At 75.7% G+C, this 22,609-nt stretch carries 23 protein-coding genes; 8 read left to right on the top strand and 15 right to left on the bottom strand.

Going from position 1 to position 22,609, the window contains the following annotated elements:
* The first annotated feature begins 151 nt into the window (after positions 1–151).
* Positions 152–568 (top strand): membrane protein insertion efficiency factor YidD, encoded by a 417-nt coding sequence (gene yidD / locus HLV61_RS07920; protein WP_369254050.1) that lies wholly within the window; start codon positions 152–154, stop codon positions 566–568.
* Here yidD and HLV61_RS07915 read toward each other — a convergent pair.
* The 4 genes from HLV61_RS07915 to HLV61_RS07900 form a co-directional block, all read right to left on the bottom strand.
* Positions 547–774 (bottom strand): hypothetical protein, encoded by a 228-nt coding sequence (locus HLV61_RS07915; RefSeq protein WP_369254048.1) that lies wholly within the window; start codon positions 772–774, stop codon positions 547–549. The genes yidD and HLV61_RS07915 overlap by 22 nt on opposite strands.
* A gap of 422 nt (positions 775–1,196) precedes the next feature.
* Positions 1,197–1,391 (bottom strand): YbdD/YjiX family protein, encoded by a 195-nt coding sequence (locus HLV61_RS07910; protein WP_093583612.1) that lies wholly within the window; start codon positions 1,389–1,391, stop codon positions 1,197–1,199.
* Positions 1,388–3,607, bottom strand: coding sequence for a carbon starvation CstA family protein (locus HLV61_RS07905; RefSeq protein WP_369254045.1), 2,220 nt, complete (start codon positions 3,605–3,607; stop codon positions 1,388–1,390). Before HLV61_RS07905 ends, HLV61_RS07910 begins: the two co-directional genes overlap by 4 nt.
* Positions 3,608–3,746: 139 nt before the next feature.
* Positions 3,747–4,277, bottom strand: a complete 531-nt coding sequence (locus HLV61_RS07900) for a DUF1353 domain-containing protein (RefSeq protein ID WP_369254043.1) — start codon at positions 4,275–4,277, stop codon at positions 3,747–3,749.
* A gap of 62 nt (positions 4,278–4,339) precedes the next feature.
* Here HLV61_RS07900 and HLV61_RS07895 point away from each other — a divergent pair, with 62 nt between their 5' ends.
* Positions 4,340–5,395 (top strand): iron-containing redox enzyme family protein, encoded by a 1,056-nt coding sequence (locus tag HLV61_RS07895; protein ID WP_369254041.1) that lies wholly within the window; start codon positions 4,340–4,342, stop codon positions 5,393–5,395.
* 121 nt (positions 5,396–5,516) lie between these two features.
* Positions 5,517–7,070 (top strand): methyl-accepting chemotaxis protein, encoded by a 1,554-nt coding sequence (locus HLV61_RS07890; RefSeq protein ID WP_369254039.1) that lies wholly within the window; start codon positions 5,517–5,519, stop codon positions 7,068–7,070.
* 60 nt (positions 7,071–7,130) lie between these two features.
* Here HLV61_RS07890 and HLV61_RS07885 read toward each other — a convergent pair whose 3' ends face one another.
* The 4 genes from HLV61_RS07885 to glnA all read right to left on the bottom strand — a co-directional run bounded on the left by HLV61_RS07885 (position 7,131) and on the right by glnA (position 12,865).
* The gene (locus tag HLV61_RS07885; RefSeq protein WP_369254037.1) at positions 7,131–7,448 is read right to left on the bottom strand and encodes a CDGSH iron-sulfur domain-containing protein; all 318 of its coding nucleotides are present in this window, start codon (positions 7,446–7,448) and stop codon (positions 7,131–7,133) included.
* A gap of 43 nt (positions 7,449–7,491) precedes the next feature.
* Positions 7,492–10,596, bottom strand: a complete 3,105-nt coding sequence (locus HLV61_RS07880; protein ID WP_369254035.1) for a bifunctional [glutamine synthetase] adenylyltransferase/[glutamine synthetase]-adenylyl-L-tyrosine phosphorylase — start codon at positions 10,594–10,596, stop codon at positions 7,492–7,494.
* Between the two features lie 4 nt (positions 10,597–10,600).
* On the bottom strand, positions 10,601–11,338 hold the full coding sequence (locus HLV61_RS07875; RefSeq protein ID WP_369254033.1) for a type 1 glutamine amidotransferase: 738 nt from the start codon (positions 11,336–11,338) through the stop codon (positions 10,601–10,603).
* Positions 11,339–11,524: 186 nt separating this feature from the next.
* Positions 11,525–12,865 (bottom strand): type I glutamate--ammonia ligase, encoded by a 1,341-nt coding sequence (gene glnA, locus HLV61_RS07870; RefSeq protein WP_369254031.1) that lies wholly within the window; start codon positions 12,863–12,865, stop codon positions 11,525–11,527.
* Between the two features lie 149 nt (positions 12,866–13,014).
* On the opposite strand from glnA, the gene HLV61_RS07865 reads away from it, so the two are divergent.
* Together HLV61_RS07865 and panB are read left to right on the top strand one after the other, a co-directional pair.
* Positions 13,015–14,859 carry an NAD+ synthase gene (locus HLV61_RS07865; RefSeq protein WP_369254028.1) on the top strand — a complete coding sequence of 615 codons (1,845 nt, stop codon included), beginning with the start codon at positions 13,015–13,017 and terminating at the stop codon, positions 14,857–14,859.
* Entirely contained in the window at positions 14,856–15,686 is an 831-nt protein-coding gene (gene panB, locus HLV61_RS07860; protein WP_369254026.1) for a 3-methyl-2-oxobutanoate hydroxymethyltransferase, read from the top strand. The genes HLV61_RS07865 and panB overlap by 4 nt, the downstream gene beginning before the upstream one ends.
* Before the next feature lie 61 nt (positions 15,687–15,747).
* Here panB and HLV61_RS07855 read toward each other — a convergent pair whose 3' ends face one another.
* Entirely contained in the window at positions 15,748–16,125 is a 378-nt protein-coding gene (locus tag HLV61_RS07855) for a DUF2784 domain-containing protein (protein WP_369254024.1), read from the bottom strand.
* 123 nt (positions 16,126–16,248) lie between these two features.
* Here HLV61_RS07855 and HLV61_RS07850 point away from each other — a divergent pair, with 123 nt between their 5' ends.
* Positions 16,249–17,358, top strand: coding sequence for a glycosyltransferase (locus HLV61_RS07850; RefSeq protein ID WP_369254022.1), 1,110 nt, complete (start codon positions 16,249–16,251; stop codon positions 17,356–17,358).
* 6 nt (positions 17,359–17,364) lie between these two features.
* Here the strand turns inward: HLV61_RS07850 and npdG are convergent, their stop codons facing one another.
* From npdG to HLV61_RS07835, 3 genes are all read right to left on the bottom strand, one after another.
* Positions 17,365–18,066 carry an NADPH-dependent F420 reductase gene (gene npdG / locus HLV61_RS07845; RefSeq protein ID WP_369254020.1) on the bottom strand — a complete coding sequence of 234 codons (702 nt, stop codon included), beginning with the start codon at positions 18,064–18,066 and terminating at the stop codon, positions 17,365–17,367.
* Between the two features lie 73 nt (positions 18,067–18,139).
* Complete coding sequence (locus tag HLV61_RS07840; RefSeq protein WP_369254018.1) at positions 18,140–18,322, bottom strand: hypothetical protein; 183 nt, start codon at positions 18,320–18,322, stop codon at positions 18,140–18,142.
* 58 nt (positions 18,323–18,380) lie between these two features.
* The gene (locus HLV61_RS07835; protein ID WP_369254016.1) at positions 18,381–18,851 is read right to left on the bottom strand and encodes a cupin domain-containing protein; all 471 of its coding nucleotides are present in this window, start codon (positions 18,849–18,851) and stop codon (positions 18,381–18,383) included.
* 120 nt (positions 18,852–18,971) lie between these two features.
* Between HLV61_RS07835 and HLV61_RS07830 the strand changes: the two genes are divergently transcribed.
* Both HLV61_RS07830 and HLV61_RS07825 read left to right on the top strand, forming a co-directional pair.
* The gene (locus HLV61_RS07830; RefSeq protein WP_369254014.1) at positions 18,972–20,153 is read left to right on the top strand and encodes a GGDEF domain-containing protein; all 1,182 of its coding nucleotides are present in this window, start codon (positions 18,972–18,974) and stop codon (positions 20,151–20,153) included.
* A 51-nt stretch (positions 20,154–20,204) separates the two neighbouring features.
* Entirely contained in the window at positions 20,205–21,527 is a 1,323-nt protein-coding gene (locus tag HLV61_RS07825) for a M24 family metallopeptidase (RefSeq protein WP_369254012.1), read from the top strand.
* On the opposite strand, the gene HLV61_RS07820 is transcribed toward HLV61_RS07825, so the two are convergent.
* The 3 genes from HLV61_RS07820 to HLV61_RS07810 are packed head-to-tail and all read right to left on the bottom strand — an operon-like array spanning position 21,518 to position 22,608.
* Positions 21,518–21,943 (bottom strand): ChaB family protein, encoded by a 426-nt coding sequence (locus tag HLV61_RS07820; RefSeq protein WP_369254010.1) that lies wholly within the window; start codon positions 21,941–21,943, stop codon positions 21,518–21,520. The two genes, HLV61_RS07825 and HLV61_RS07820, sit on opposite strands and share 10 nt — an antisense overlap.
* A 9-nt stretch (positions 21,944–21,952) precedes the next feature.
* On the bottom strand, positions 21,953–22,381 hold the full coding sequence (locus HLV61_RS07815; RefSeq protein WP_369254689.1) for an acyl-CoA thioesterase: 429 nt from the start codon (positions 22,379–22,381) through the stop codon (positions 21,953–21,955).
* The gene (locus tag HLV61_RS07810; RefSeq protein ID WP_369254008.1) at positions 22,378–22,608 is read right to left on the bottom strand and encodes a hypothetical protein; all 231 of its coding nucleotides are present in this window, start codon (positions 22,606–22,608) and stop codon (positions 22,378–22,380) included. Before HLV61_RS07810 ends, HLV61_RS07815 begins: the two co-directional genes overlap by 4 nt.
* Position 22,609: the final 1 nt, after the last annotated feature.

Raw genomic sequence — 22,609 nt, 5'->3', positions numbered from 1 at the left:
ACGTGTCCTCAGAGTCGGCACCCCCGCGCCACCGCTGGAGTCCTCCTGGGACGGGCGCCGACCCCCGTGACGGGAGGGACGAGACGTTGCGCGCCCGACCCGCGCGGCAGGCCCTTCCCCCACAGGGCCGGGACCTGCAGCATGCCCCGCCGTGACCAGCCGCCCCGGGTGCACCCGCCGCCGTCAGCGCTCGAAGCGGAGGGCCGGCAGTTCCGGCGACGGCTGCGACGGCTGCGAGAGCGGCTGCGACGCCGTCAGCCTGCTGTCCCTGCTGTGGCTGGCCCTCCCCGCGGCGCTGGTCACGCCCGCTCCGGCCGGGACGCCGTGGGCCGCGCGCTGGCCGGTCCGGCTGGTCGTCGCGTACCGCCGTCGGGTCAGCCCGGCCCGGCCGCCGTGTTGCCCGTTCACGCCGACCTGCTCGACCTACGGGCTCGAGGCGCTGCGCACCCACGGGCTCCTGCGCGGCGGCCGGCTGACCGTCAACCGGCTGCGCCGCTGCCGCCCGGGCGCGGGCGGCGGCGACCCGGTGCCGGTCCGGGCCCCCGATCAAGCGCCCTTCCGGGCGTAGCCCCACACCTCCTGGGCCACCTCGACGACCAGCGCCGGCTTGCCCTCGACGGTCGAGGAGGAGCCGCACTGCGGCGAGATCGCGAGCCGCTCGAGCGGGACGTGGCGCGCGGCCTCGTCGATCCGGCGGTCGAGGTCGTCCTCGCTCCCCAGCTCCGGCCGCTTCGTCGTCACCAGGCCGAGCACGACCCGCCTGCCCGGGGGCACGAAGCGCAGTGGCTCGGAGCCGCCGGAGCGGACGTCGTCGTACTCGAGGACGAAGCCGTCGACCTCCGGCCCGCCGAAGCGCCTCGGCGGGGTCCCGCCCGGAGATCGGCTCGTCGATCGACAGCGGCCCGTCGACGGGGTGGACGGAGTCCGTGGGCCACGAGGCGCGACGGACCTCGCCGTCGGTGGCGGTCCGCAGGCCGACGTCGCCCTGCAGCCGGACGACGTCGGCGATCGCCTCGTCCTCGACGCCGCAGAGCTCGTCGGCGTCGATCTCCCGGGCCGCCGCCCGCGCCCGCGCGTCGAGGAGGGTCGGCGGGCGCAGGAGGCTGCCGACGTGGTCGGCGCGGGACGGCGGGCCGGCGACGGGACGACCGGGCTGCACCCCGGTCCCCCTGCGGGGGACCGGGGTCGCGCAGGCCTCAGCAGCAGCGGCTCACGGGGTTGCGCTCGAGCGCGTCGGCGCGCCGCCGCTCGAACTCCCGCCGGGACACCGGCTCGTGCCCGTGTTCGGCACAGTGCGCCAGGTAGTCGTCCCAGCGGGCCTCGCCGGTGAACTCCTTCAAGTACCAGCGCACGCCCTGCCAGGCCCGGACGACCGCGGCGGACGCCGTCACTTCTCCTCCGCCTCGGTGCGGCCGGCGCCGGCGCCGGCGCCGACGAGTCGCTCGTGCTCGGCGATGGCCCGCTTCTCCTCCTGCGTCGCGAACAGCCCGGCCGGCTCGACGAGCTTCGACGGCACGGCCGGTTCCTCGGTGGTCGGGAGACCACGGTTGCGGATCGCCTTCACGATGATCACGGCCGCGTGCGCGGCCACGACCAGCGTCAGCAGTGCGAAGACGGCCTGCAGGATGCCGTTGAGCGTCGAGTTGAAGATGACCTGGTCCATCTGGCCCTGGTCCTGGGCGGGCGCCAGGACCTCCCCGGCGTCCTGCGCGTCGCGGTAGACGCCCGCCTGGGTGAAGTACCCGACCCGCGGGTCACCGGAGAAGACCTTCTGCCAGCTCGCGGTCATGGTGACGACGAGGTCCCAGACCAGCGGGATGCCGGTCACCCACGCGTAGCGCAGCTTCCCGTGCTTGACCAGCAGCACGGTGCAGAGCGTCAGCGCGATGGCGGCGAGCAACTGGTTGGCGATGCCGAACAGCGGGAAGAGCTGGTTGACGCCGCCCAGCGGGTCGGTGACGCCGATGTAGAGCACCGAGCCCCACAGGCCGACGACGACGGCGCTGGCGATGACGTTGCCCGGCCGCCACGACAGGTCGCCGAACTTCTTCCAGACGTTGCCGATCGTGTCCTGCAGCATGAACCGGCCGACCCGGGTGCCCGCGTCGACGGCGGTGAGGATGAACAGCGCCTCGAACATGATCGCGAAGTGGTACCAGAACGCCTGGCCGCCGCCGCCGAACGCCTGGCTGAACACCTGCGCAAGACCCACGGCCAGCGCCGGGGCGCCGCCGGTCCGGGAGATCAGCGTGTCCTCCTGGACCGCCGCCGACGCCGCGCCGAGGCTCTCCGCGGTGGTGTCGAAGCCCAGCCCCTGCACGAACGTGGCCGCCGACTCCACGGTCCCGCCGGTGGCACCGGCCGGGCTGTTCATCGCGAAGTAGAGGCCCTGGTCGATCACGCAGGCGGCGATCAGCGCGCTGACGGCCACGAACGACTCCATCAGCATGCCGCCGTAGCCGATCAGGCGGACCTGGCCCTCCTTGGCGACCATCTTCGGCGTCGTCCCCGAGGAGATCAGCGCGTGGAACCCGGACAGGGCGCCGCACGCGATCGTGATGAACACGAAGGGGAACAGCGAGCCGGCGAAGACCGGGCCGGTGCCCTCCCGGGCGAAGTCGGTGACGGCCTCGGCCTGGAGCACCGGCCGGGCGATGATCAGGCTGATCGCCAGCAGGACGATGACGCCGACCTTCATGAACGTCGACAGGTAGTCGCGCGGGGTCAGCAGCAGCCAGACCGGCAGCACCGAGGCGACGAAGCCGTAGACGACCAGCGCGAGGACCAGCCACTCCTTGGAGAGGGTCAGCGCGTCGCCGAGACCGGTGTCCTCGATCCAGCCGCCGGCCACGATCGCCAGCAGCAGCAGGGCGACGCCGATGCCGGTCGCCTCGAGCACCCTGCCCGGCCGCAGCCGGCGCAGGTAGACGCCCATGAACAGGGCGATGGGGACGGTCAGCCCGATCGAGAACACGCCCCACGGCGACTCGGCCAGCGCGTTCACCACGATCAGCGCCAGGACGGCCAGGATGATGATCATGATCGCGAAGACCGCGATCAGCGCGGCGACCCCGCCGACGACGCCGATCTCCTCGCGGATCATCTGGCCGAGGCTCTTCCCGTTGCGCCGCATCGAGAAGAACATGACGACGAGGTCCTGGACGGCTCCGGCGAAGATGACGCCGACGACGATCCAGATGGTCCCGGGCAGGTAACCCATCTGGGCCGCCAGGACGGGGCCGACGAGCGGGCCGGCGCCGGCGATCGCGGCGAAGTGGTGGCCGAAGAGCACCCGGCGGTCGGTGACGTCGAAGTCGACGCCGTTCTCCAGCCGCTCGGCCGGGGTCGCCCGCTTGTCGTCGGCCCGCAGCACCTTGTAGGTGATGAACCGCGAGTAGAAGCGGTACGCGATCGCGTACGAGCACAGCGCGGCGAACAGCAGCCACAGCGCCGAGATGGTCTCGCCGCGCGCGATGGCCAGCACGCCCCAGCAGACCGCGCCGACGAGGGCGACCACCGTCCACACGAGGACGCTCTTCAGCGGAGGGCGGCCCGTCCCGGCGGGAGCCCCGCCGTCGGTGTCCGACCTGTTGACGGTGGTGGACACGGGCATCCTCCTCGGTGCGCAGACGGCGCCCGGACGACGCCGTCCTGGAGACGCGGCGAGCATGCCAAGAGTGCGCACCGACCGCCCGCTGTGGCGTCCGGTCGTGACCGGCTCGTGACCGGCCCGCGGCACCCGCCGGTCAGCGGCGGGACGACCAGGGCCGCACCCCGGCCTCCCCCGACACCAGCCGCTCGACCGCCCCGTAGACGAGCAGGCCGGGGACGACCAGCAGCGACGGCGGCAGCACCAGGGGCGCGGCCAGCAGCGAGATCACCAGGACGCCCGGCGCCGACAGCACCCACCCGCGCCGGCGCTGCGGGTCGGCGAGGGCTCCCCACCGGACACCGGTCCACATCAGCCAGCGCAGCGCCACCGGGACGCCGGCCTCGCGCATCGCGCGGCGGAAGACCCCATCGGCGTCGCGGGAGGAGACGGCGCCGGTGGCGATGCCGACGCTGCACAGCCAGTCGTGCAGCACCGCCGCGAGCGTGTAGCGGCCGGCCCGGGGCACCAGCCACAGCACCGGCCGCGGCACCGTGGCCAGGTCGGTGCCGAAGCCTGCCGGGACGACGAAGCGGTCGCGCCGGCCGCGGTAGGCGAGCGGCTCGACCAGCGTCCAGCCCTCGGCGCCGGTGGTGCGCAGGAGCGCGGCGGGGGTCTCGAAGGGCACGCCGCGATCCTGCCGTCCGGGGGCCGCGCCCGCGCGGACCGCTCCTCGCGCGTCATCACATCGTGCGCGGTGCATCGAACCCGCGGCGGCTGGGCATGCCCGGGACCATGCGCCTGCCCGAGCCCCGGGGCCCCCTGTCCGACGCCCTCCGCGACGACCTCCTCGCCGGATCGGTCTCCCCCGCCACCGTCGACCTGGCCCGCACCACCGCCGGGGCCAGTGCCGACCCCCTGCACGACGACGACCTGCAGCTGGCGCTGGCGCTCTGCTACGAGCTGCACTACCGCGGGTTCGACGGCGTCGACGAGGCCCTCGAGTGGGACCCCGACCTGCTCACGCTGCGGGCACACCTGGAACGCCGCCACCTCGCGGCGCTGCGCGAGCTGACCGGCCCGGTCCCCGCCACCGGCGACCCGGTGGACCAGCAGCTGACCGCGCTGATCGCCGCCGACGACGGCCCGTCGCTGTCCACCTACATGGCCAAGCGCGGCACCGCCGAGCAGTGGCGCGAGTACCTGACCCTGCGGTCGGTCTACCACCTCAAGGAGGCCGACCCGCACACGTTCGCCATCCCGCGGCTGTCAGGGCGCACCAAGGCCGCGATGGTCGAGATCCAGGCAGACGAGTACGGCGGCGGTGCGCCCGAGCGCATGCACAGCGAGCTGTTCGCCGGGATGATGCGCGACCTCGGCCTCGACGCCGGCTACGGCGCCCTGTGGGACGACGCCCCCGCCGTCGCGTTCACCTCCGTGAACACGATGTCGCTGTTCGGCCTGCACCGGCGCTGGCGGGGGGCGGCGCTGGGGCACCTCGCCTGCGTGGAGATGACGTCCTCGGAGCCCAGCCGCCGGTACGCGGCCGGACTGCGCCGGCTCGGCCACGCCGGGACGACGACGGTGTTCTACGACGAGCACGTGGAGGCCGACGCCGTCCACGAGCAGATCGCGTCGGTCGACATGTGCGGCTCGCTGGTGGCCGAGGACCCCTCGCTGACCGGGGACGTGCTCTTCGGCGCGGTCTGCTCGCTGGCACTCGACGGTCTGGCCGCCCGGCACCTGCTCGGCGCCTGGGAGGCCGGGCGCTCGGCGTTGCGCGGGGAGCGCGCGCTCGCCGCCTGAGCCGCGATCGGTGCCGCGCCCGCTCCGGATCCGTTCCGGCTGCACACCGCGGGCACCGCTGCCGAACCTCTGGGGCAGGGCCGCCGAGGAGCCGGTGGTCCCCCGGCCCCGGAGGACGACCATGTGGCGGCGCACCGAGCAGGACCGGTCCGCGACGACGGACGGCGCACCCATGCCGCGCGACGTCGAGACCCTCGAGAAGGTCGTCACCGCGCTGGACGGCGTCCGCACGGTGGTCGACGCCTACGTCGCCTCGGCCACGACCATCCGGGAGACCTGCGGCCTGGCGTACGCGGCCGTGTGGCTCCCCGACGGCAGCGGCGGGTACCGGCTGGCCTGGGAGGGCGGGCCGCTCACCCCGGCCATGTCCGCCGCCTGGTCGCGGGACGGCCTGCTGACCGAGTCCGCGGGGTTCGGCGGGCGCGCCCTGCGTGAGCGGTCGCCCGTGCACATGACCGGCGCACCGGGCCGCGACCAGTGCCTGCGCTGGCAGACCGCCTGGGCCGCCGGCGCGCGGGAGGGCTGCTTCGTGCCCGCGGTGGACGACGGCCGGGTGGCCGCGGTGATGGAGTTCCACCACACCGGCGTCCTGCCCTTCTTCGGCGCGCGCCGTCAGAAGTGGCAGGCGATCACCCGGCTGATCCTGCAGGCCGGCCGGGCGGCCCTGGCCACGTCGGCGCTCAAGGAGACGCTCGACGACCGCGCCGCCGTGACCACCGTCGTCACCCGGGTCGGCGAGGCCACCGACGAGGCCTCGGCCCTGCGGACGGCGCTGGAGACGGTGCGCACCGCCTTCGGCTGGGCCTACGGCTCGTTCTGGGCGCTCGACGAGACGGAGGACGTGCTGCGGTTCCAGATCGAGTCCGGCTCGGCCGGCGAGGAGTTCCGCAAGGTCACCCTGGCCGCCAGCTTCGCCGAGGGGGTGGGCCTGTCGGGCCGGGCGTGGAAGCGGCGCGACCTGGTGTTCGTCCGCGACCTCGCGGAGGTCACCGACTGCGTGCGCCGCCCCGCCGCCCAGCGGGCCGGCGTGAAGTCCGGCGTCTGCTTCCCGGTCACCGCCGGGGGGCGCGTCATCGGCACCATGGACTTCTTCGTCACCGAGACCATCGACCTGTCCGACTCGCGGGCCGACGCGCTGCGCAACGTGCAGCAGCTGGTCAGCCAGCGCCTGGACGTCCTGCGCCGCGCCGCGGCCGATGCCCAGCGCTCCCGCGAGCTGCTCGACAGCGTCGACCGGCTGCGCGAGGCGGCCGACGCGGCGGGGCAGGTGGCCGAGAACGCCGTCGCCCAGGCCTCGACCATGACCGCGGAGGTCGCCGCGCTGACCGAGGCCTCGACGTCGATCGGCGAGGTCATCCGGATCATCTCCGGCATCGCCGACCAGACGAACCTGCTCGCCCTCAACGCCACCATCGAGGCGGCGCGGGCCGGCGAGCTGGGCCGCGGCTTCGCCGTCGTCGCCAGCGAGGTCAAGGACCTCGCCCGCGAGACGGCGGCGGCCACGCAGCGGGTGTCGGACCAGATCGCCGGCATCCAGGCCAGCAGCGACCAGGTCACCGCCGGCATCCACGCCACCAGCGAGGTGATCGGCCAGCTCGACGCGGTGCAGGCCCGGATCACCGACGTGCTCGAGGAGCAGGTCCGGATGGCCCGGTCCATCCAGGACCACGCCTAGAGGCAGGACGACGGCGGCGCGGGCCGGGCACGGGGCCGGCCCGCGCCGCCGTGCGTCCGCTCAGTCGGGGGCGGGCCCGCGGTCCTGACGCAGGATCGCCGCGGCCGGCCGGGGCCGGCTGGGCGCGCTCGGCGCGGAGAACCCCGAGCGCTTGTGGCTGCCGTCGCAGAACGGCTTGATGCCGGACTTGCCGCACCGGCACAGCGCCACGGTCCTGCGGCCCGGGTCGATCTCGGCGCCGTCCTGGTCGACCAGCCGGAAGTCCCCGCGCACGAGCAGCGGCCCGTCGCGGTAGGGCGTGATGGTGGCGCCCTCGCTCCGGCCCTCGGCCGGCGGGTCGTCGTCGGGGAGGTCGTCGGCGGGAACGGCTGGGCTCACTCTCCCAGCGTGCCCCGCGGGCGCGACCCGCACACCCGGCCGGTCACCCGGCCGGCTGGCCGTAGAAGACCTGCTCGACGACGCCGCGGGCGTGCCGGGTGGTGCGCCGGTAGTCGTCGAGGAACTGCCCGGGGTCGACGTCGGGGCCGGTGCCGGTGGCCCGCGCGACGCCGGCCAGCTCCAGGCCGGGCCGGGGCAGCTGGTCGCCGGGCCGGCCACGGACGAGGAAGACCGCGTTGCGCGCGCGGCTGGCCAGCTCCCACGCCTCGCGCAGCGACCTCGCCTGCTCCCCGGTCAGCAGGCCCGCGGCGGCCAGCTCCGTGAGCGCTCCGGTGGTCGAGGGCGTCCGCAGCGCCGGCACGCGGGCGGCGTGCTGCAGCTGCAGGAGCTGCACCGTCCACTCGACGTCGGCCAGGCCGCCGCGGCCGAGCTTGGCGTGGGTGGCCGGGTCGGCGCCGCGCGGCAGCCGCTCCCGCTCGACGCGGGCCTTGATGCGGCGGATCTCGGCGACCTGCTCGGCCGTCAGGCCGGCCTCCGGATAGCGCAGCGGGTCGACCAGCTCCATGAACGCGGCGCCCAGCTCCGCGCTGCCGGCCACCGGCGCTGCGCGCAGCAGCGCCTGCACCTCCCACACCGACACCCAGCGCTCGTAGTACTCGCCGAAGGCGTCGAGGCTGCGCACCAGCGCGCCCTGCCGGCCCTCGGGGCGCAGGTCGGCGTCGACCTCGAAGGGCGGGTCGGGGGCGGGCTCGCCCAGCAGCCGGCGCAGCGTGTGGGCGACCGCGTTGGCGACCTGCGCCGCCCGGCCCTCGTCGGCCCCGGCCCGGGGGCGGTGCACGAAGAGCACGTCGGCGTCCGAGCCGTAGCCCATCTCGCCGCCGCCGAGCCGGCCCATGCCGATGACGGCGAGCTCCACCGGCACGTCGGCGGGGTCGATGCCGGCCTCCCGGGCCCACGCGCGGACGGCGACGTCGAGTCCGGCCTGCAGCGTCGCCACGGCGACGTCGGTGAGCGCCTGCCCGACGCGGGCGACGTCGAGGCGGCCCAGCAGGTCGGCCGAGGCGATCCGCAGCAGCTCCTGGCGGCGCAGCCCGCGCAGCACGCGGATGCCGGCCTGCGGGTCGGCCGCGCGCCCGGCGGCGGCGCGCCAGGCTCCGGCCAGCGACGCCGCGCCGCGCGGTTCCAGCTCGTCGTCGTCGGCGAGGATGCGCAGCGCCTCCGGCGTGCGGGTGAACAGCGCCGCCACGTACCGGCTGGAGCCGAGCAGCCGGGCCAGCCGCTCGGCCACCTGGCCCTCGTCGCGCAGCAGCCGCAGGTACCACTGGTTGCCGCCGAGGGCCTCGCTGACCTGCCGGTAGGCCAGCAGCCCGGCGTCGGGGTCGGCGCAGTCGGCGAGGGTCTGCAGGACCACCGGCAGCAGGTACTTCTGCATCGACGCCGAGCGCGACACCCCGCCGGTCAGCGCGCCCATGTGCCGCAGCGCCCCCTGCGGGTCGCCGAACCCGAGCGCGCGCAGCCAGTCGCCGGCGGCCTCGCTGCCGAGCTGCGCGGCCTCGGCCGGCACCCGCGCCACCGCCGACAGCAACGGCCGGTAGAAGAGCTTCTCGTGCAGCCGGCGCACCTCGCGGGTGTGCAGGTTCAGCTCCGCGCGCAGCACGTCGACGGCGGTGCCGCGGGCGTCGGGCTTGTAGCCCAGCGACCGGGCCAGCCAGCGCAGCTGCTGCTCGTCGGTGGGCAGCAGGTGGGTGCGCCGCAGCCGCAGCAGCTGCAGCCGGTGCTCGACGGTGCGCAGGAACCGGTAGGAGGCGATGAGGGTGTCGGCGTCGTCACGGCCCACGTAGCCGCCGGCGCGCAGCGCGGACAGCGCCGGCAGCGTGCCGCCCACCCGCAGCCGGACGTCGACCCGCCCGTGCACGAGCTGCAGCAGCTGGACGGCGAACTCGACGTCGCGCAGGCCGCCGCGGCCGAGCTTGAGCTCCCGATCGGCCTGCCCCGGCGGGATGTTGTCCTCCACCCGGCGCCGCATGGCCTGCACCTCGGCGACGAAGCCGGGACGGTCCCCGGCCTGCCACACCATCGGGAACAGCTCGTCGACGTAGGCGCGGCCGAGGTCGGGGTCGCCGGCCACCGGGCGCATCTTCAGCAGCGCCTGGAACTCCCACGTGCTCGCCCACTGCCGGTAGTAGGCGGCGTGGTTGGCCAGCGTGCGCACCAGGGCGCCGGCCTTGCCCTCGGGGCGCAGCGCGGCGTCGACCTCCCACGCCGCCTCGCGGCAGATCCGCATCAGCGCGGCGGCCACCCGGGTGGCGCTCTGCACCGCCGGGGCCTCGGGGTCGCTGGGGTCGACCGGCTCGGCGACGAACACGACGTCGACGTCGCTGACGTAGTTGAGCTCCCGGCCGCCGGTCTTGCCGAGCGCGATGACCGCCAGCCGGCAGGCCGCGGCCCCCTCCGGCTGCTCGGCGACGGCGAGGGCGAGCCCGGCGCTGAGCACCGCGGCGGCGACGTCGGCGAGCTCGGCGGCGACGTCCTCGGCCGACAGCCCCTCCCCGAGGTCGCGGCCGGCCAGGCTCAGCACCGCCCGCCGGTAGGCCAGCCGGAGCGCCGCGACACGCTGCGGCGAGGCGTCCGGGGCGGCCTTGCCCAGCCGGACGCCCCACGGCGGGTCGTCCGGGTCGGCGCCGACGGCCACCAGCATCTGGCGCTCCAGCGCGTACGCGGCCGGCCGCACGGGACCGCGTCCCTGACCGGAGCCGTCGGCGTCGAGGACGGTCCAGTCGCCCGGGTTGGCGGCGAGGTGGTCGGCCAGGCCCGCGCTGGCGCCGAGCACCGCGAGCAGCCGGCTGCGCAGGGAGCCCGAGCCGCGCAGGCGGGCCAGCAGCGCCGCGGCCGACCCGCCGGTGGGGTCGGCGGCGTCGAGGGCCTCGACCAGCCGCGACAGCGAGCGGACGGCGAGGTCGGGGTCGCCGGCGCGGGCCAGCGCGGAGACGACCGGCGCGGCCTCGGGGTCGGCGGGCTCGTTGCGGTCGAGGTCCCACAGCCCCAGGGCCGGGTCGGACAGCAGCAGCGCCGCCTTCTCGCCGTCCTCGAAGCCGAAGCGGACCAGCCGCACGACCGCGCGGCGGGGCACCTCCCGGGCGGTGGTCACCGGCTCAGACCGCGGCGCCGCGGGCCGCGCGCACCAGGTCGGCGAAGCGTGCGGCGAACGGCGCCCAGACCTCCTCGAGGTCGGGGTGCACGGCGGCGGCGCGCTCGGCGACGGTCGCGGCGTCGAACGGGGTGGAGGCGACGCCGGCCGGGTCGCTGTCGGCCCAGCGGCGCACGATCCCCGGCGTCGTCTCGACGTGGAACTGCAGCGCGTAGCCGGCGCGGCCGGCACGGAAGGCCTGGTGGGCGTAGCGGACGCCGCTGGCCAGCAGGGTGGCACCGGGCGGCAGCTCGCTGATCTCGTCGTGGTGCCACTGGACCACGTCGGGGCTCAGCGGCACCGCGGCGAACAGCGGGTCGGTCTCCGCAGCGTCGCGCCGGGCCACCAGCGCGGCGCCGACCTCGGGACCGTCGACGCCGGCCCGCACGCGGCCGCCGCCGGCCTGGGCCATCAGCTGCGCACCGAGACAGATGCCGAGCGCCGGGGCGCCGTCGGCCAGGGCCCGGGCCAGCAGAGCGCGCACCGGGCCCAGGCCGCTGACCGCGTCGTCGTCGAGGCTCGACTGCGGGCCGCCGGTGACCAGCAGCCCGTCGTGCCCGGAGAGGTCGGCGGGGACGTCGTCGCCGGCGTCGAGGTGCCGCTCGTCGAGGTCGAGGCCCGCGGCGCGCAGCCACTCCCCCAGCCGGGCGGGCGGGGCGGTGTCGCTGGGCACGACGACGAGCAGGCGGGGTCGGTCCGGCACGGGCCCGAGCCTAGTTCGGCCCCGTGCCGCCGGTCCGGGAGGCGCCCTTGTAGCGCTTATGGCTCAGGGCCCCGGGGCTCTAGGGGTGTTCCTCGTGCTGGTGCGGTCCTGCAGGACCGCACCAGCACGAGGAACACCGTCAGAGCGGACCCGCGTCGGGACAGGGGCCTTCGTAGCGCTATTGGCTCACAGGCCGGGGAGGTAGCGCTTGAGCTCGAAGGGCGTCACGTTCTGCCGGTAGGAGTCGAACTCCTCCCACTTGTTGCGGAGGAAGAACTCGAACACGTGCTCGCCGAGGGTCTCGGCCACCAGCTCGCTGCCCTGCATCGCGCTCAGCGCCTCGCCGAGGGACACCGGCAGGTCCTCGTACCCGGCGGCGCGGCGCTCGGTGTCGGTGAGCGACCAGACGTCGTCCTCGGCCTCCGGGGGGAGCTCGTAGCCCTTCTCGATGCCGCGCAGGCCCGCGGCCAGCAGGACGGCGAAGGTGAGGTAGGGGTTGCACGCGGAGTCCGGCGAGCGGACCTCGACCCGCGCCGACTGCCCCTTGTTCGGCTTGTACGAGGGCAGCCGCACCAGCGCCGAGCGGTTGGCCCGGCCCCAGGTGGCCGCCGTCGGCGCCTCGGTGCCGGCCAGCAGCCGCCGGTAGGAGTTGACCGTCTGGTTGGTGACGGCGGTGAGCTCGCGGGCGTGGGTGAGCAGGCCCGCGATGAACTGGCGCCCGGTGGTCGACAGCCGGATCGGGTCGGCCGGGTCGTGGAAGGCGTTGCGGTCGCCCTCGAACAGCGACACGTGCGTGTGCATCGCCGACCCGGCCAGCTCGGTGAACGGCTTGGGCATGAAGGTGGCGTGCACGCCCTGGGCGAGGGCGACCTCCCGGACGACGTGCCGCAGCGTCATCACGTTGTCGGCCATCGACAGCGCGTCGGCGTAGCGCAGGTCGATCTCCTGCTGGCCCGGCGCGACCTCGTGGTGGCTGAACTCCACCGAGATGCCCATCGCCTCGAGCGCGAAGACCGCCTCGCGGCGGAAGTCGTGCGCCACGTTGTGCGTGGACAGGTCGAAGTAGCCGCCGTTGTCGGCGGGCTTCGGCGGCCGTCCGTCGGTGGGGAGGTCCTCGAGCAGGAAGAACTCGACCTCGGGGTGGGTGTAGAAGGTGAACCCCATGTCGGCGGCCTTGCCGAGCGCCCGCCGCAGCACGTGCCGCGGATCGGCCCACGACGGCGACCCGTCGGGCAGCGTGATGTCGCAGAACATCCGGGCGGTGTCGCTGGCCCGCCCCTTGGTCGCCGGCATCACCTGGAAGGTGCCCGGGTCCGGCTTGGCGAGCATGTCCGACTCGTAGACGCGCGCGAAGCCCTCGATCGCCGAGCCGTCGAAGCCGATGCCCTCGGCGAAGGCCGCCTCGATCTCGGCCGGCGCGACCGCGACCGCCTTGAGGTAACCGGAGACGTCGGTGAACCACAGCCGCACGAAGCGGATGTCGCGTTCCTCCAGGGTGCGCAGGACGAACTCCTGCTGTCGGTCCATGCTGGCCATGATCGGGTCCGCTCGTTTCCGGGGCGTGTCGTCGGTGCACAGCCTGCCCGCTCGGGGGAGGGAGCACACGGGTGGTCGGCGCCGTGTCGCGCCCGTGCCCCGGTGGCCGGGCCCGCGCGACGGCGACGAGACTGTGCGGCGTGAGCGGTCCGGTGCAGCTGAGAGTCGCGATGGCCCAGGTCGACACCCGCGTCGGCGACCTGGCGGGCAACGCCGCGCTCGTCGTCGACTGGGCCCGGAAGGCCGCCGACGACGGCGCGCACCTCGTCGTCTTCCCCGAGATGACGCTCACCGGCTACCCCGCCGAGGACCTGGTGCTGCGCGAGTCCTTCGCCCGCGCCAGCGAGCAGACGCTGACCGACCTCGCCGGCACGCTGGAGCGGGAGGGGCTGGGCGGGGTCGCCGTCGTCGTCGGGTACCTGGCGCACACCGAGGGCCCCGGGCCGGCCGCCGTCGACACCCCGCCCGGCAGCGACGAGAGCGTCGACGACGAGCGGCCCGGCGACGCCAACCCCCGCCGCGGCCAGCCCCGCAACGCCGCGGCCCTGCTGCACGGCGGGCGGGTGGAGGGCCGCTACGCCAAGCGCCACCTGCCCAACTACGGCGTCTTCGACGAGGCGCGCTACTTCGTGCCCGGCAGCGAGCTGCAGGTCGTGCGGGTCCACGGCGTCGACGTCGCGCTGACCATCTGCGAGGACCTGTGGGTCGAGGGGGGGCCGTGCGGCGTGGCCGGGCAGGCCGGCGTCGACCTGGTCGTCTCCCCCAACGCCTCGCCCTACGAGCGCGCCAAGGACGACCTGCGGCTGCCGCTGGTCCGCCGCCGCGCCGCCGAGGCGAACGCGCCGATCGTCTACTGCAACCAGGTGGGCGGGCAGGACGAGCTGGTCTTCGACGGCGACTCCCTCGCCGTCTCGGCCGGCGGGGAGCTGCTGGCCCGGGCGCCGCAGTTCGTCGAGCACCTGCTCCGCGTCGACCTCACCCTCGACCCGGCGCGCGTGCCGCAGCGGCGCGAGGGGCGGATCGGGCCGATGACCGTCATCCGGACGGTCCTGTCCGAGGAGCCGGTGGCCGCCTTCGAGGCGCGTCCCGGGCACGTGGCCGACCCGCTGGGCGACTGCGAGGAGGTCTGGCGGGCGCTGGTGCTGGGCCTGCGGGACTTCATCGACAAGAACGGCTTCCCGTCGGTGGTGTTCGGGCTGTCCGGCGGCATCGACTCGGCGCTGGTGGCCGCGCTGTCGGTGGACGCGCTCGGCGCCGACCGGGTGCACGCCGTCGCCCTGCCCTCCCGGTGGTCCTCGGAGCACTCGCTCTCCGACGCCGAGGACAGCGCCCGGCGCCTCGGGCTGCACTTCTCCACGGTGCCGATCGCGCCGATGGTCGACGCGTTCGAGTCGCAGGTCGAGCTGTCGGGGACGGCGGCGGAGAACCTGCAGGCCCGCATCCGCGGCACGCTGCTCATGGGGCTGTCCAACCAGCACGGCCACCTGCTGCTGGCCACCAGCAACAAGAGCGAGGTCGCCGTCGGCTACTCGACGCTCTACGGCGACGCCGCGGGCGGGTTCGCGCCGATCAAGGACGTGCCCAAGACGCTGGTGTGGGAGCTGTCGCGCTGGCGCAACGCGTACGCCCGGGACCGCGGGGGGACCGAGCCGATCCCGCAGAACTCGATCGACAAGCCGCCGTCGGCGGAGCTCGCGCCCGGGCAGAAGGACAGCGACTCGCTGCCCTCCTACGAGGAGCTCGACGCCGTGATCGCCGACTACGTCGACCGCGACCTCGGGATGGCCGAGCTGCTCGAGCGCGGGCACGACCCCGAGGTCGTGGCCCGGGTGCTGCGCCTGGTCGACGTCGCGGAGTTCAAGCGCCGGCAGTCCGCGCCGGGCACGAAGATCAGCCTCAAGGCCTTCGGCCGCGACCGGCGGCTGCCGATCACCAACCGCTGGCGGGAGAGCCTGCCCAGCGTCCGCGAAGGAGCACAGGCGTGAGCGAATCGGTGCTGTACGGCGGGACGTCGACCGCGCGGGTGCGCATCCACCACCTGCAGCAGGCCAAGGAGCGCGGCGAGAGGTGGGCGATGCTCACCGCCTACGACACCTTCAGCGCGCAGGTGTTCGAGGAGGCCGGCATCCCGGTGATGCTGGTCGGCGACTCGGCGGGCAACGTCGTCCTCGGGCACAGCTCCACCGTGCCGGTCACCGTCGAGGACCTGCTGCTGATGACGAAGGCGGTCACCCGCTCCACGAAGCGGTCGCTGATCGTGGCCGACCTGCCCTTCGGCAGCTACGAGGCCGGCCCGCAGCAGGCCTTCGAGACGTCGGTCCGGATGATGAAGGAGGGCGGCGCGCAGGCGGTCAAGCTCGAGGGCGGGGTGCGGGTGGCGCCACAGATCCGGATGCTCACCGACAACGGCGTCCCGGTGATGGCGCACGTCGGCTTCACGCCGCAGAGCGAGCACGCGCTCGGCGGGTTCCGGGTGCAGGGCCGCGGCGCCGGCGCCGACCAGCTGATCGCCGACGCGCACGCGGTGCAGGAGGCCGGCGCGTTCGCGGTCGTCCTGGAGATGGTGCCCGCCCCGATCGCGGCCCAGGTGACCAAGGAGCTGTCCATCCCGACGATCGGCATCGGCGCCGGAGCGGACTGCGACGCGCAGGTGCTGGTGTGGCCGGACATGGCCGGGCTCACCGACGGGCGGGTACCGAAGTTCGTGAAGCGGTACGCCGACCTGCGCGGAGAGCTGCTGCGCGCGGCCCGCGAGTACGCCGACGAGGTGCGGGGCGGCGTCTTCCCGGGCCCGGAGCACTCCTTCGAGTAGCCGGCGGGCGGTCTCCCGCCCCTGCCGGGGTGAGCGTGTGCGAGCGACCTGACGCGGCCCTCTACGGCTGAGCCGGGCGCCGGCGTCCGGGCCGGGTCCGCACGAGCAGCAGCCCGTAGCCGGCGGCGTTGAGGCCGAGCGCCACGGAGTACGTCCCCACCTGGACGGCGGCCGAGCCGACGTCGAGGCCGAGCGGGCCGAACAGGAAGTGCCCGAGGAAGCCGCCGTCGTAGGGCGGCGCCCCGGCCCGCTCCCGCAGCGCGAGCTCGAGCGTGGTCAGCGGGCAGGCCGCGCCGGACAGGTTCACCGCGAGGACGGCCAGCGCCAGCGGCGCGTGCAGGCGCACCAGCCGCGGCCGGCGCAGCGCCAGCAGGGCGCCGGTGAGCATGAACAGGACGACGGCCGCGTGCAGGACCGCGACCGCGTTCGCGAGCAGCACCTGCCCATCCTGCCGCGAGCGGGTGCGCCGACGCAGCGTCCCGGAGCCCGGGATCCCGCGCCGGCGCACCCGCTCGCGATCCCGTCCCTTGTCGGCCGGGCCGCGGGCGGCCAGCCTGGGGGCATGCGCGTCCTGGTCGTGGCGTCCCCGCTGACCGGGCACGTCCTGCCGCTGGTCCCGCTCGCGCTGGCCCTGCGCGACGCCGGCGCCGACGTACGCGTGGCCACGGCCGGCGACGGGATGGCGAGCTGCCCGCCGGAGCTCTCCCCCACCGACGTCGCCCCCGGCCTGCGGCTGGGCCCGCTGTTCGGCCGGCTGATGCTGCGCCGGCCGCTGCTGGCCCGCCGTGAGATGGCCGGGCGGGGCGGGACGACGGGGGTCGGGCTGCTGTTCGGCACCCTCGGCACCCGGATGGCCGACGGCGTCCTCGCCGCGGCCGAGGAGCACCGCCCCGACCTGGTCGTCCACGAGCCCCTGGCGCCGGCGGGCGCGGAGGCCGCCGCCCGCCGCGGGGTCCCGTCGGTGCTGGTGGAGGGCAACCTGTACGACGCCGGGGTGCTGCTGGCCGCGGCGCTGGGCACCTACGGCCCGGCCCGCGGCCTGGGCGAGCTCCCGCCGCCGGCACGCGTGCTCACCTCGGCGCCCCCGAGCGTGGTCGGGCAGCGGACGGGGACGCCGGTGCGCTTCGTCCCGTGGACGCCGGACCGCCCCTTCGACGCGGAGTTCACCCGCCCGGGCCCGCGGCCGCGGGTGCTGGTCAGCCGCAGCACGGTGGCCTCCCCCGGCCCCGACCGGCTGATGCGCGACGTCGTCGCGGCCGCGGCGGGCACCGACCTCGACGTCGTCCTGGTCCGCCCCGACCGCCGGGTCGCCCGCCGCCGGCTGCCCCCACCGGTGCGGACGGCGGACTGGCTGCCGTTCCCCCAGGTGGTGCCGGCCGCCGCCGGGGTGGTCCACCACGGCGGCGCCGGCACCGTGCTCACCGCGCTGGCCGCCGGCGTGCCCCAGCTGGTGGTCCGCGGCGCTGGCGACCGCCGCACCAACGGCGACCTGGTCGCCATCCGCGGCGCCGGCGTGGCCGTCGACCCCGGCGGGATCACCGCGGCACTGCTCGAGCGGCTGGTGTCCGACCCGGCCCTGGCAACGGCCGCCCGCGAGGTGGCCGCCGAGATCGCCGCGATGCCGCCGCCGGCCGACGTCGTCCCCGGCCTGCTGGAGCTGGCCGGGCGGTGACCGGCCTCAGACGTCGGTGACGCGGATGCCGGCGTGGGCCTTGTAGCGGCGGTTGACCGACACCAGGTTGATCGTCAGCGCCTCGACCTGGCGGGCGTTGCGCAGCCGGCCGGCGTAGATGCCGCGCATCCCGGGCAGCCGCCCGGCCAGCGCCTGCACGGTGTCGGTGGCCGCGCGGACGTCGCCGACGACCATGACGTCGCCGTCGATGGTCGGCTGGGAGAGGTCCTCCAGCAGCCGGGCCGACAGGTGGTGGAACGCGCCGACGACGTCGGAGTCGGGCAGCAGCGCGGCGGCCTGCTGGGTGACGCTGCCCTCCTCCACGTCGAGCACGAAGGCGCCGAGCTCGTCGAAGCCCATGGGCACCACGCAGTCGACGACGACCTTGCCGGCCAGCGGCGCGGCCAGCTCGGCCAGCGTCGCGGCGTGCCCGGCGTAGGGGACGGCGACGATCGCCAGGTCGGCGGCGCCGGCGACGTCGAGGTTCGACCCGCCCTGCACCGACACCTCACCGCCGGAGACGGTCGCGGCCCGCCCGGCCACCTCTTCCGCCACCTCGCGGGCGCGGTCGGCGTCGCGGGACCCGAGCAGCACCCGCTGCCCGACGGCGGCCAGCCGGACCGCGAGCCCGCGCCCCTGGGGACCGGTGCCGCCGAGCACCCCGACGACCAGGTCCTCGACCGGACGACTCTCCGCTGCGGTGGTCACGCTGCCTCCTCCCGGGCACCGGCGGACCCGGCGCACCGGGCCCGATCATGCCGGGCGGATCCGGGAGGGCCGGTCAGCGGCCCTCCCACTCCCGGTCCTCCTGGTCGAGCTGCTCGTTGCGGTCGGCCACCGCCTGCAACGCGTGCTCGGCTTCCTCCCGGGTGTCGTAGGGACCCAGGCGGTGCCGCTCGGCGCAGCCGTCCCGGGTCTCCACGGCGTGGTGCTTCAGGCAGTAGAACCACGGTCCCTGTGCCATGGGCGCGCCTCCTCGTCGTCCGGCCGTCCCGGGTGCACGGTGCCCAGCCCGCGCCGCCTCACTCCTCGACCATCACCTGGTCGTGCCGGGCGTAGAAGGCCGTCATCTCCTCCGGGCTCGGCCGGACCCCCGAACGCCGCATCTCGGCCGTCTCGGCGAAGAACTCCTCGCGCGCGATGCCGGGGGTGAACAGGATCAGGAAGGACGCCGGCTCGTCGGAGTCGTTGCGGAAGCCGTGCACCCCGCGCTCGTGGGCGAGGGCGAAGTCGCCGGGCCGGTGGGGCTGCCAGCGGCCGCCGGCGTAGAGCGTGAGCTCGCCGGAGAGCACGTAGAAGGACTCGGAGAACGTCTGGTGGTAGTGCGGCGCCGCGCCCGGCGACCGCGGCGCGAGCCGGTACTCGACCAGCCCGAAGCGCCCCGCGGTGACCGCGCCCGGCGCCACCATGCGCAGGGCCGCGGCCCCGGCCTCGGTGAGCGGGTGGTCGGCCAGGCTGCGGACGTCGACGAGACCGGGCTCCGGGAGCGACACGCGGTCAGCCTGCCAGCGGGGACGCCCCGCCGGGGGTCCCGCGCCCGCCCTCGCCGTCGCCCCCGGGTGCGGGCGGGGACGACCGCGCACGGCGTCGTCCTCTTAGGGCAGGCTGCGACCGTGACCCCCGTCCGGCCACCTGATCCCGACCGGCCGCCGTCCCGGAGCGACCTCGGGCCCGGCGGTCCCGAGAACAGGGTCGCCGCGCTCCTGCTCGCCGTCCTGCTCCTCGCCGGCGGCCTCGTGGGCCTGGTCAACCTGGCCCTCGACGGCGTCGTCCGTGACGGCGTGGTCCGCACCACGTACGGCCTCACCATGATCGCGTGCCTGCTGGCGGCCGTGCCGCTGGTGGTGCGCCGCCGCATCGGGCTGTGGCAGACCTTCGGCCTGGTGCTGCTCGGCGACCTCGTCTACGTCGTCGTCGCGCTGTGCATCGAGGACCCGGTCCGCTACGCGACGCCGCTGGTGCTGCTGTTCCCGTCGGTGGTGGCCGCCTGGTTCCTCGTGCCGTGGATGCTCGGGGTGCACATGGCGGTCACGCCGGTGGCCGTCCTCGTCGCGATGCAGCACGGCTACGACAGCGCGGGCGGGCTGGCGGTCCAGGTGGCGATCTCCGCCGGCACGCTCGACCTCGTCGCCGTCGGCGTGAGCCTCCTGCGCCGCCGTGAGCGGCGGCTGCTCGCGGCCACCGAGGCGCTCTCGCAGCGCGACCCGCTCACCGGGCTGGGGAACCGCCGGTACCTGGTGGAGCAGGTCCCGCGCCTGTGGCGGCAGGCCCGCCGCGAGGGCGAGCGCGTCGCCGCGCTGGTCATCGACCTCGACCACTTCAAGCAGGTGAACGACCGGCACGGGCACGCCGCCGGCGACGCCGTCCTGCGGGCCGTCGCCGGCGTGCTGGCCGACACCGTGCGGCCCAGCGACGTGCTCGCCCGCCTCGGCGGGGAGGAGCTGGTGGTCCTCGGGCTGGTCGGCGACCCGGGCGAGGCGGCGCACCTCGCCGAGCGGCTGCGGCTGGCCGTGTGCGCCGCGCGCAGCGTCCACGGGCACGCCGTGACCGCCTCCATCGGCGTCGCGCTGGCCCACCCGGGAGACGTCGAGGACGCCGTCGGGGCGCTGTGGCGGCTGGTCGACCGGGCGGACGCGGCGATGTACGCGGCCAAGCAGGGCGGCCGCGACCGCGTGGCCACCTTCGCGCCGCCCCCGCCGCCACCGCCGCGCCGGGCGCCGGCCACCGAGCTGGTGGACCCGCCGACCGTGCCCGCCCCGCGCCTGCCCGGTGCGGCCCGTACCGAGTCCGGGTGACCGCTGGGTCCCAGCAGGTGGCGGCGGCGGTTCTCTGCTTCCCTGTTCCCCATGACGCTGGTCGTCCCGGACCCGACGCGGACGGTGCCCCTGCCGCTGCGCCAGCAGGCCGACGTCCGCGACCGGTGGCTGACCCAGCGCCTGCTCGACCTGCTGCCCGGGCTCATGGACCGCGCCGGCATCGACCTGTGGCTCGTCGTCGGCCGCGAGGGCAGCGAGGACCCGGTGCTGCCCACCCTGCTCCCGGCGACCTGGCTGTCGGCCCGCCGGCTCGTCGTCCTGGTCCTGCACCGCAGCGACGACGGCGTCACGCCGGTCGCCGTCTCCCGCTACCCGGTGGGCCAGTACCTGCCGGGGTGGTCGCCCGAGGAGGACGGCGACACCGACGACGGCGACGAGCGCGCCCTGTGGGCCGCGGTCCGGCGGATCGTGGCCCAGGCCGACCCGCGCCGGATCGGCATCGACGTCTCGGCCGGCTGCCCGCTGGCCGACGGCCTGTCGGTGGCCGAGCACCGGCTGCTCGCCGGAGCGCTCGGCGACCTCGCCGACCGGCTGGTGTCGGCCGAGGACCTCGTCGTCGGGTGGCTGGAGGCGCGGCTGCCGGAGGAGGTCGCCGCGCTCGACGCCCTGGCCCGGCTCACGGACCGGGTGCTGGCCGAGGTGCTGTCCCCCGCGGCGCTCGTCCCCGGCCTGACCACCGCGGCGGACCTGGCGTGGGCGGTGCGCGAGCGGCTGGCCGGCCTCGGCACCCCGTCGTGGTTCCACCCCGGGGTCACCGTGCAGCGCGCCGGCGTGCCCCTGCGGCCCGACGCCGGGGTCGACCTCCCGGCCGTGCCGCAGGACGCCGTCCTGGCGCCCGGCGACCTGGTCACCTGCGACGCCGGCCTGTCCAGCCTGGGGTTGGCCACCGACCTGCAGCGCAGCGTCTACCTGCTGCACCCCGGGGAGGACGCGCCCCCGGCCGGTCTGCGGCGGGCGTGGGCGGCCGGCCGGCGGGCGCAGGAGCTGACCGCCGCCGCGCTGGTGCCGGGCCGGACCGGCAACGAGGTGCTGGCCGCGGCGCGGGCCGCCACCGCCGCCGAGGGCCTGCCCACCGACGTCTACTCCCACCCGGTGGGCGTGCACGGGCACGGCGCCGGGCCGGCGATCGGCCGGTGGGACGACCAGCGCGGCGTCCCCGGCGACGGCGACCGGGTGCTGCACCCGGGCACCGCCTTCGCCGTGGAGCTCGCCGTCCGCGTGCCGGTGCCCGAGTGGGACGGCCAGTGCCTGCGGCTGGCGCTCGAGGAGCAGGTCGTCCTCACCCGCACCGGGACGGTGCCGCTCGGCCGGCCTCAGCGCGAGCTCTGGACGGTCCCGCCCGATCAGCTCTGACGGGCCCTGGCCGTCTCCCGGTCGTTGGCCTTCTGGATGGCGTCGACCAACTCGTCCTTGGTCATCGACGAGCGCCCGTGCACGTCCAGCCGCCTCGCGAGGTCCATCAGGTGCGCCTTGGAGGCGTTGGCGTCGACACCGCCCTTGGTCTCCCGGTCCGTGTCCGCGCCACCCTCGGCCTGCGCGTCGGAGGGACCGTTGCGCTCCTTCGGCTTCCAGTGGTCGCCGACCTTCTCGTGGGTGTGCTTGACCGCCGCCCACGCCACCCGGTTGGCCCGCTCCTCGTCGCCGTCGTACCCCTCGACGGCGGAGTCGTGGGCCTTGGCGAACGTGCGCTGCGCCTTGTCGTCCGAGCGCCGCAGGGTGCTGGGGATCTCGTCCTGCCTGGCGTCGCCGCTCTTCGTCGTCTTGGCCATGTCCGCCCGTTACCCCGCCGGGGGACCGGCGACCCCGCCGTCGCCCGGTCGGTCGACCAGCCAGCGCGACCAGTGCGCGCGCTGGTCGTCGGTCAGCGGCACCGAGGCGTCGGCGGCGTAGTCGAAGGCGACCAGCACCATCTCCGCGCGCAGGGCCACCTCGCCGTCCTGGGTGAGCTCCTGGCGCATGCCGATGGAGCTGCGGCCCAGACGGGTGATCGAGGTGGCGACGGTCAGGTGCTCACCGACCCGGTACTGCACCTGCCGGAGGTAGTCGATCTCCAGCCGGGCGAGGATGATCCCCGCGCCCGGCGAGGAGTCGACCATCGACAGCCGTGCGTCCTCGAGCAGCCCGAGCACGCGGGCGTGGTTGACGTGCCCGAAGACGTCGGTGTCGGACCAGCGCAGCTGGACCGGGTGCTCGTGCCGCCCGCTCAGGGCAGGTCCGCCGTGTCCGAGGACTGGCGGTGCCCGCCCTGCGCGTCGTCCGCGTCGGGGTGCACGGTCCGCTCCTCCGACTCGGCGAGGATGATCTCGGCGGCGACCTCCTCCATGCCGCTGCCCTTCATCGCCGCCTCCTCGGGGAGCAGGTCGGCACGTGTCTCGATGTTGTGCTCGGTGACGTTGGCCAGGGCCTCGGGGCTCGGCTCCTTCTGGGTGACCACG

Origin of the sequence: Geodermatophilus amargosae, assembly GCF_041028265.1 — a bacterium.
GTDB classification, from domain to species: Bacteria; Actinomycetota; Actinomycetes; order Mycobacteriales; family Geodermatophilaceae; genus Geodermatophilus; species Geodermatophilus amargosae_A.
The sequence above is the reverse complement of the archived record's forward strand: the minus strand, read 5'-3'. Positions and strand labels throughout refer to the sequence as shown.

Excerpts from the sequence above, each read along its gene's own strand:
- HLV61_RS07840 (WP_369254018.1), bottom strand. The coding sequence starts at position 18,322 with ATGGCACAGGGACCGTGGTTCTACTGCCTGAAGCACCACGCCGTGGAG.
- HLV61_RS07890 (WP_369254039.1), top strand. The coding sequence starts at position 5,517 with ATGTGGCGGCGCACCGAGCAGGACCGGTCCGCGACGACGGACGGCGCA.
- glnA (WP_369254031.1), bottom strand. The coding sequence starts at position 12,865 with ATGGACCGACAGCAGGAGTTCGTCCTGCGCACCCTGGAGGAACGCGAC.
- HLV61_RS07825 (WP_369254012.1), top strand. The coding sequence starts at position 20,205 with ATGACGCTGGTCGTCCCGGACCCGACGCGGACGGTGCCCCTGCCGCTG.
- HLV61_RS07850 (WP_369254022.1), top strand. The coding sequence starts at position 16,249 with ATGCGCGTCCTGGTCGTGGCGTCCCCGCTGACCGGGCACGTCCTGCCG.
- HLV61_RS07820 (WP_369254010.1), bottom strand. The coding sequence starts at position 21,943 with ATGGCCAAGACGACGAAGAGCGGCGACGCCAGGCAGGACGAGATCCCC.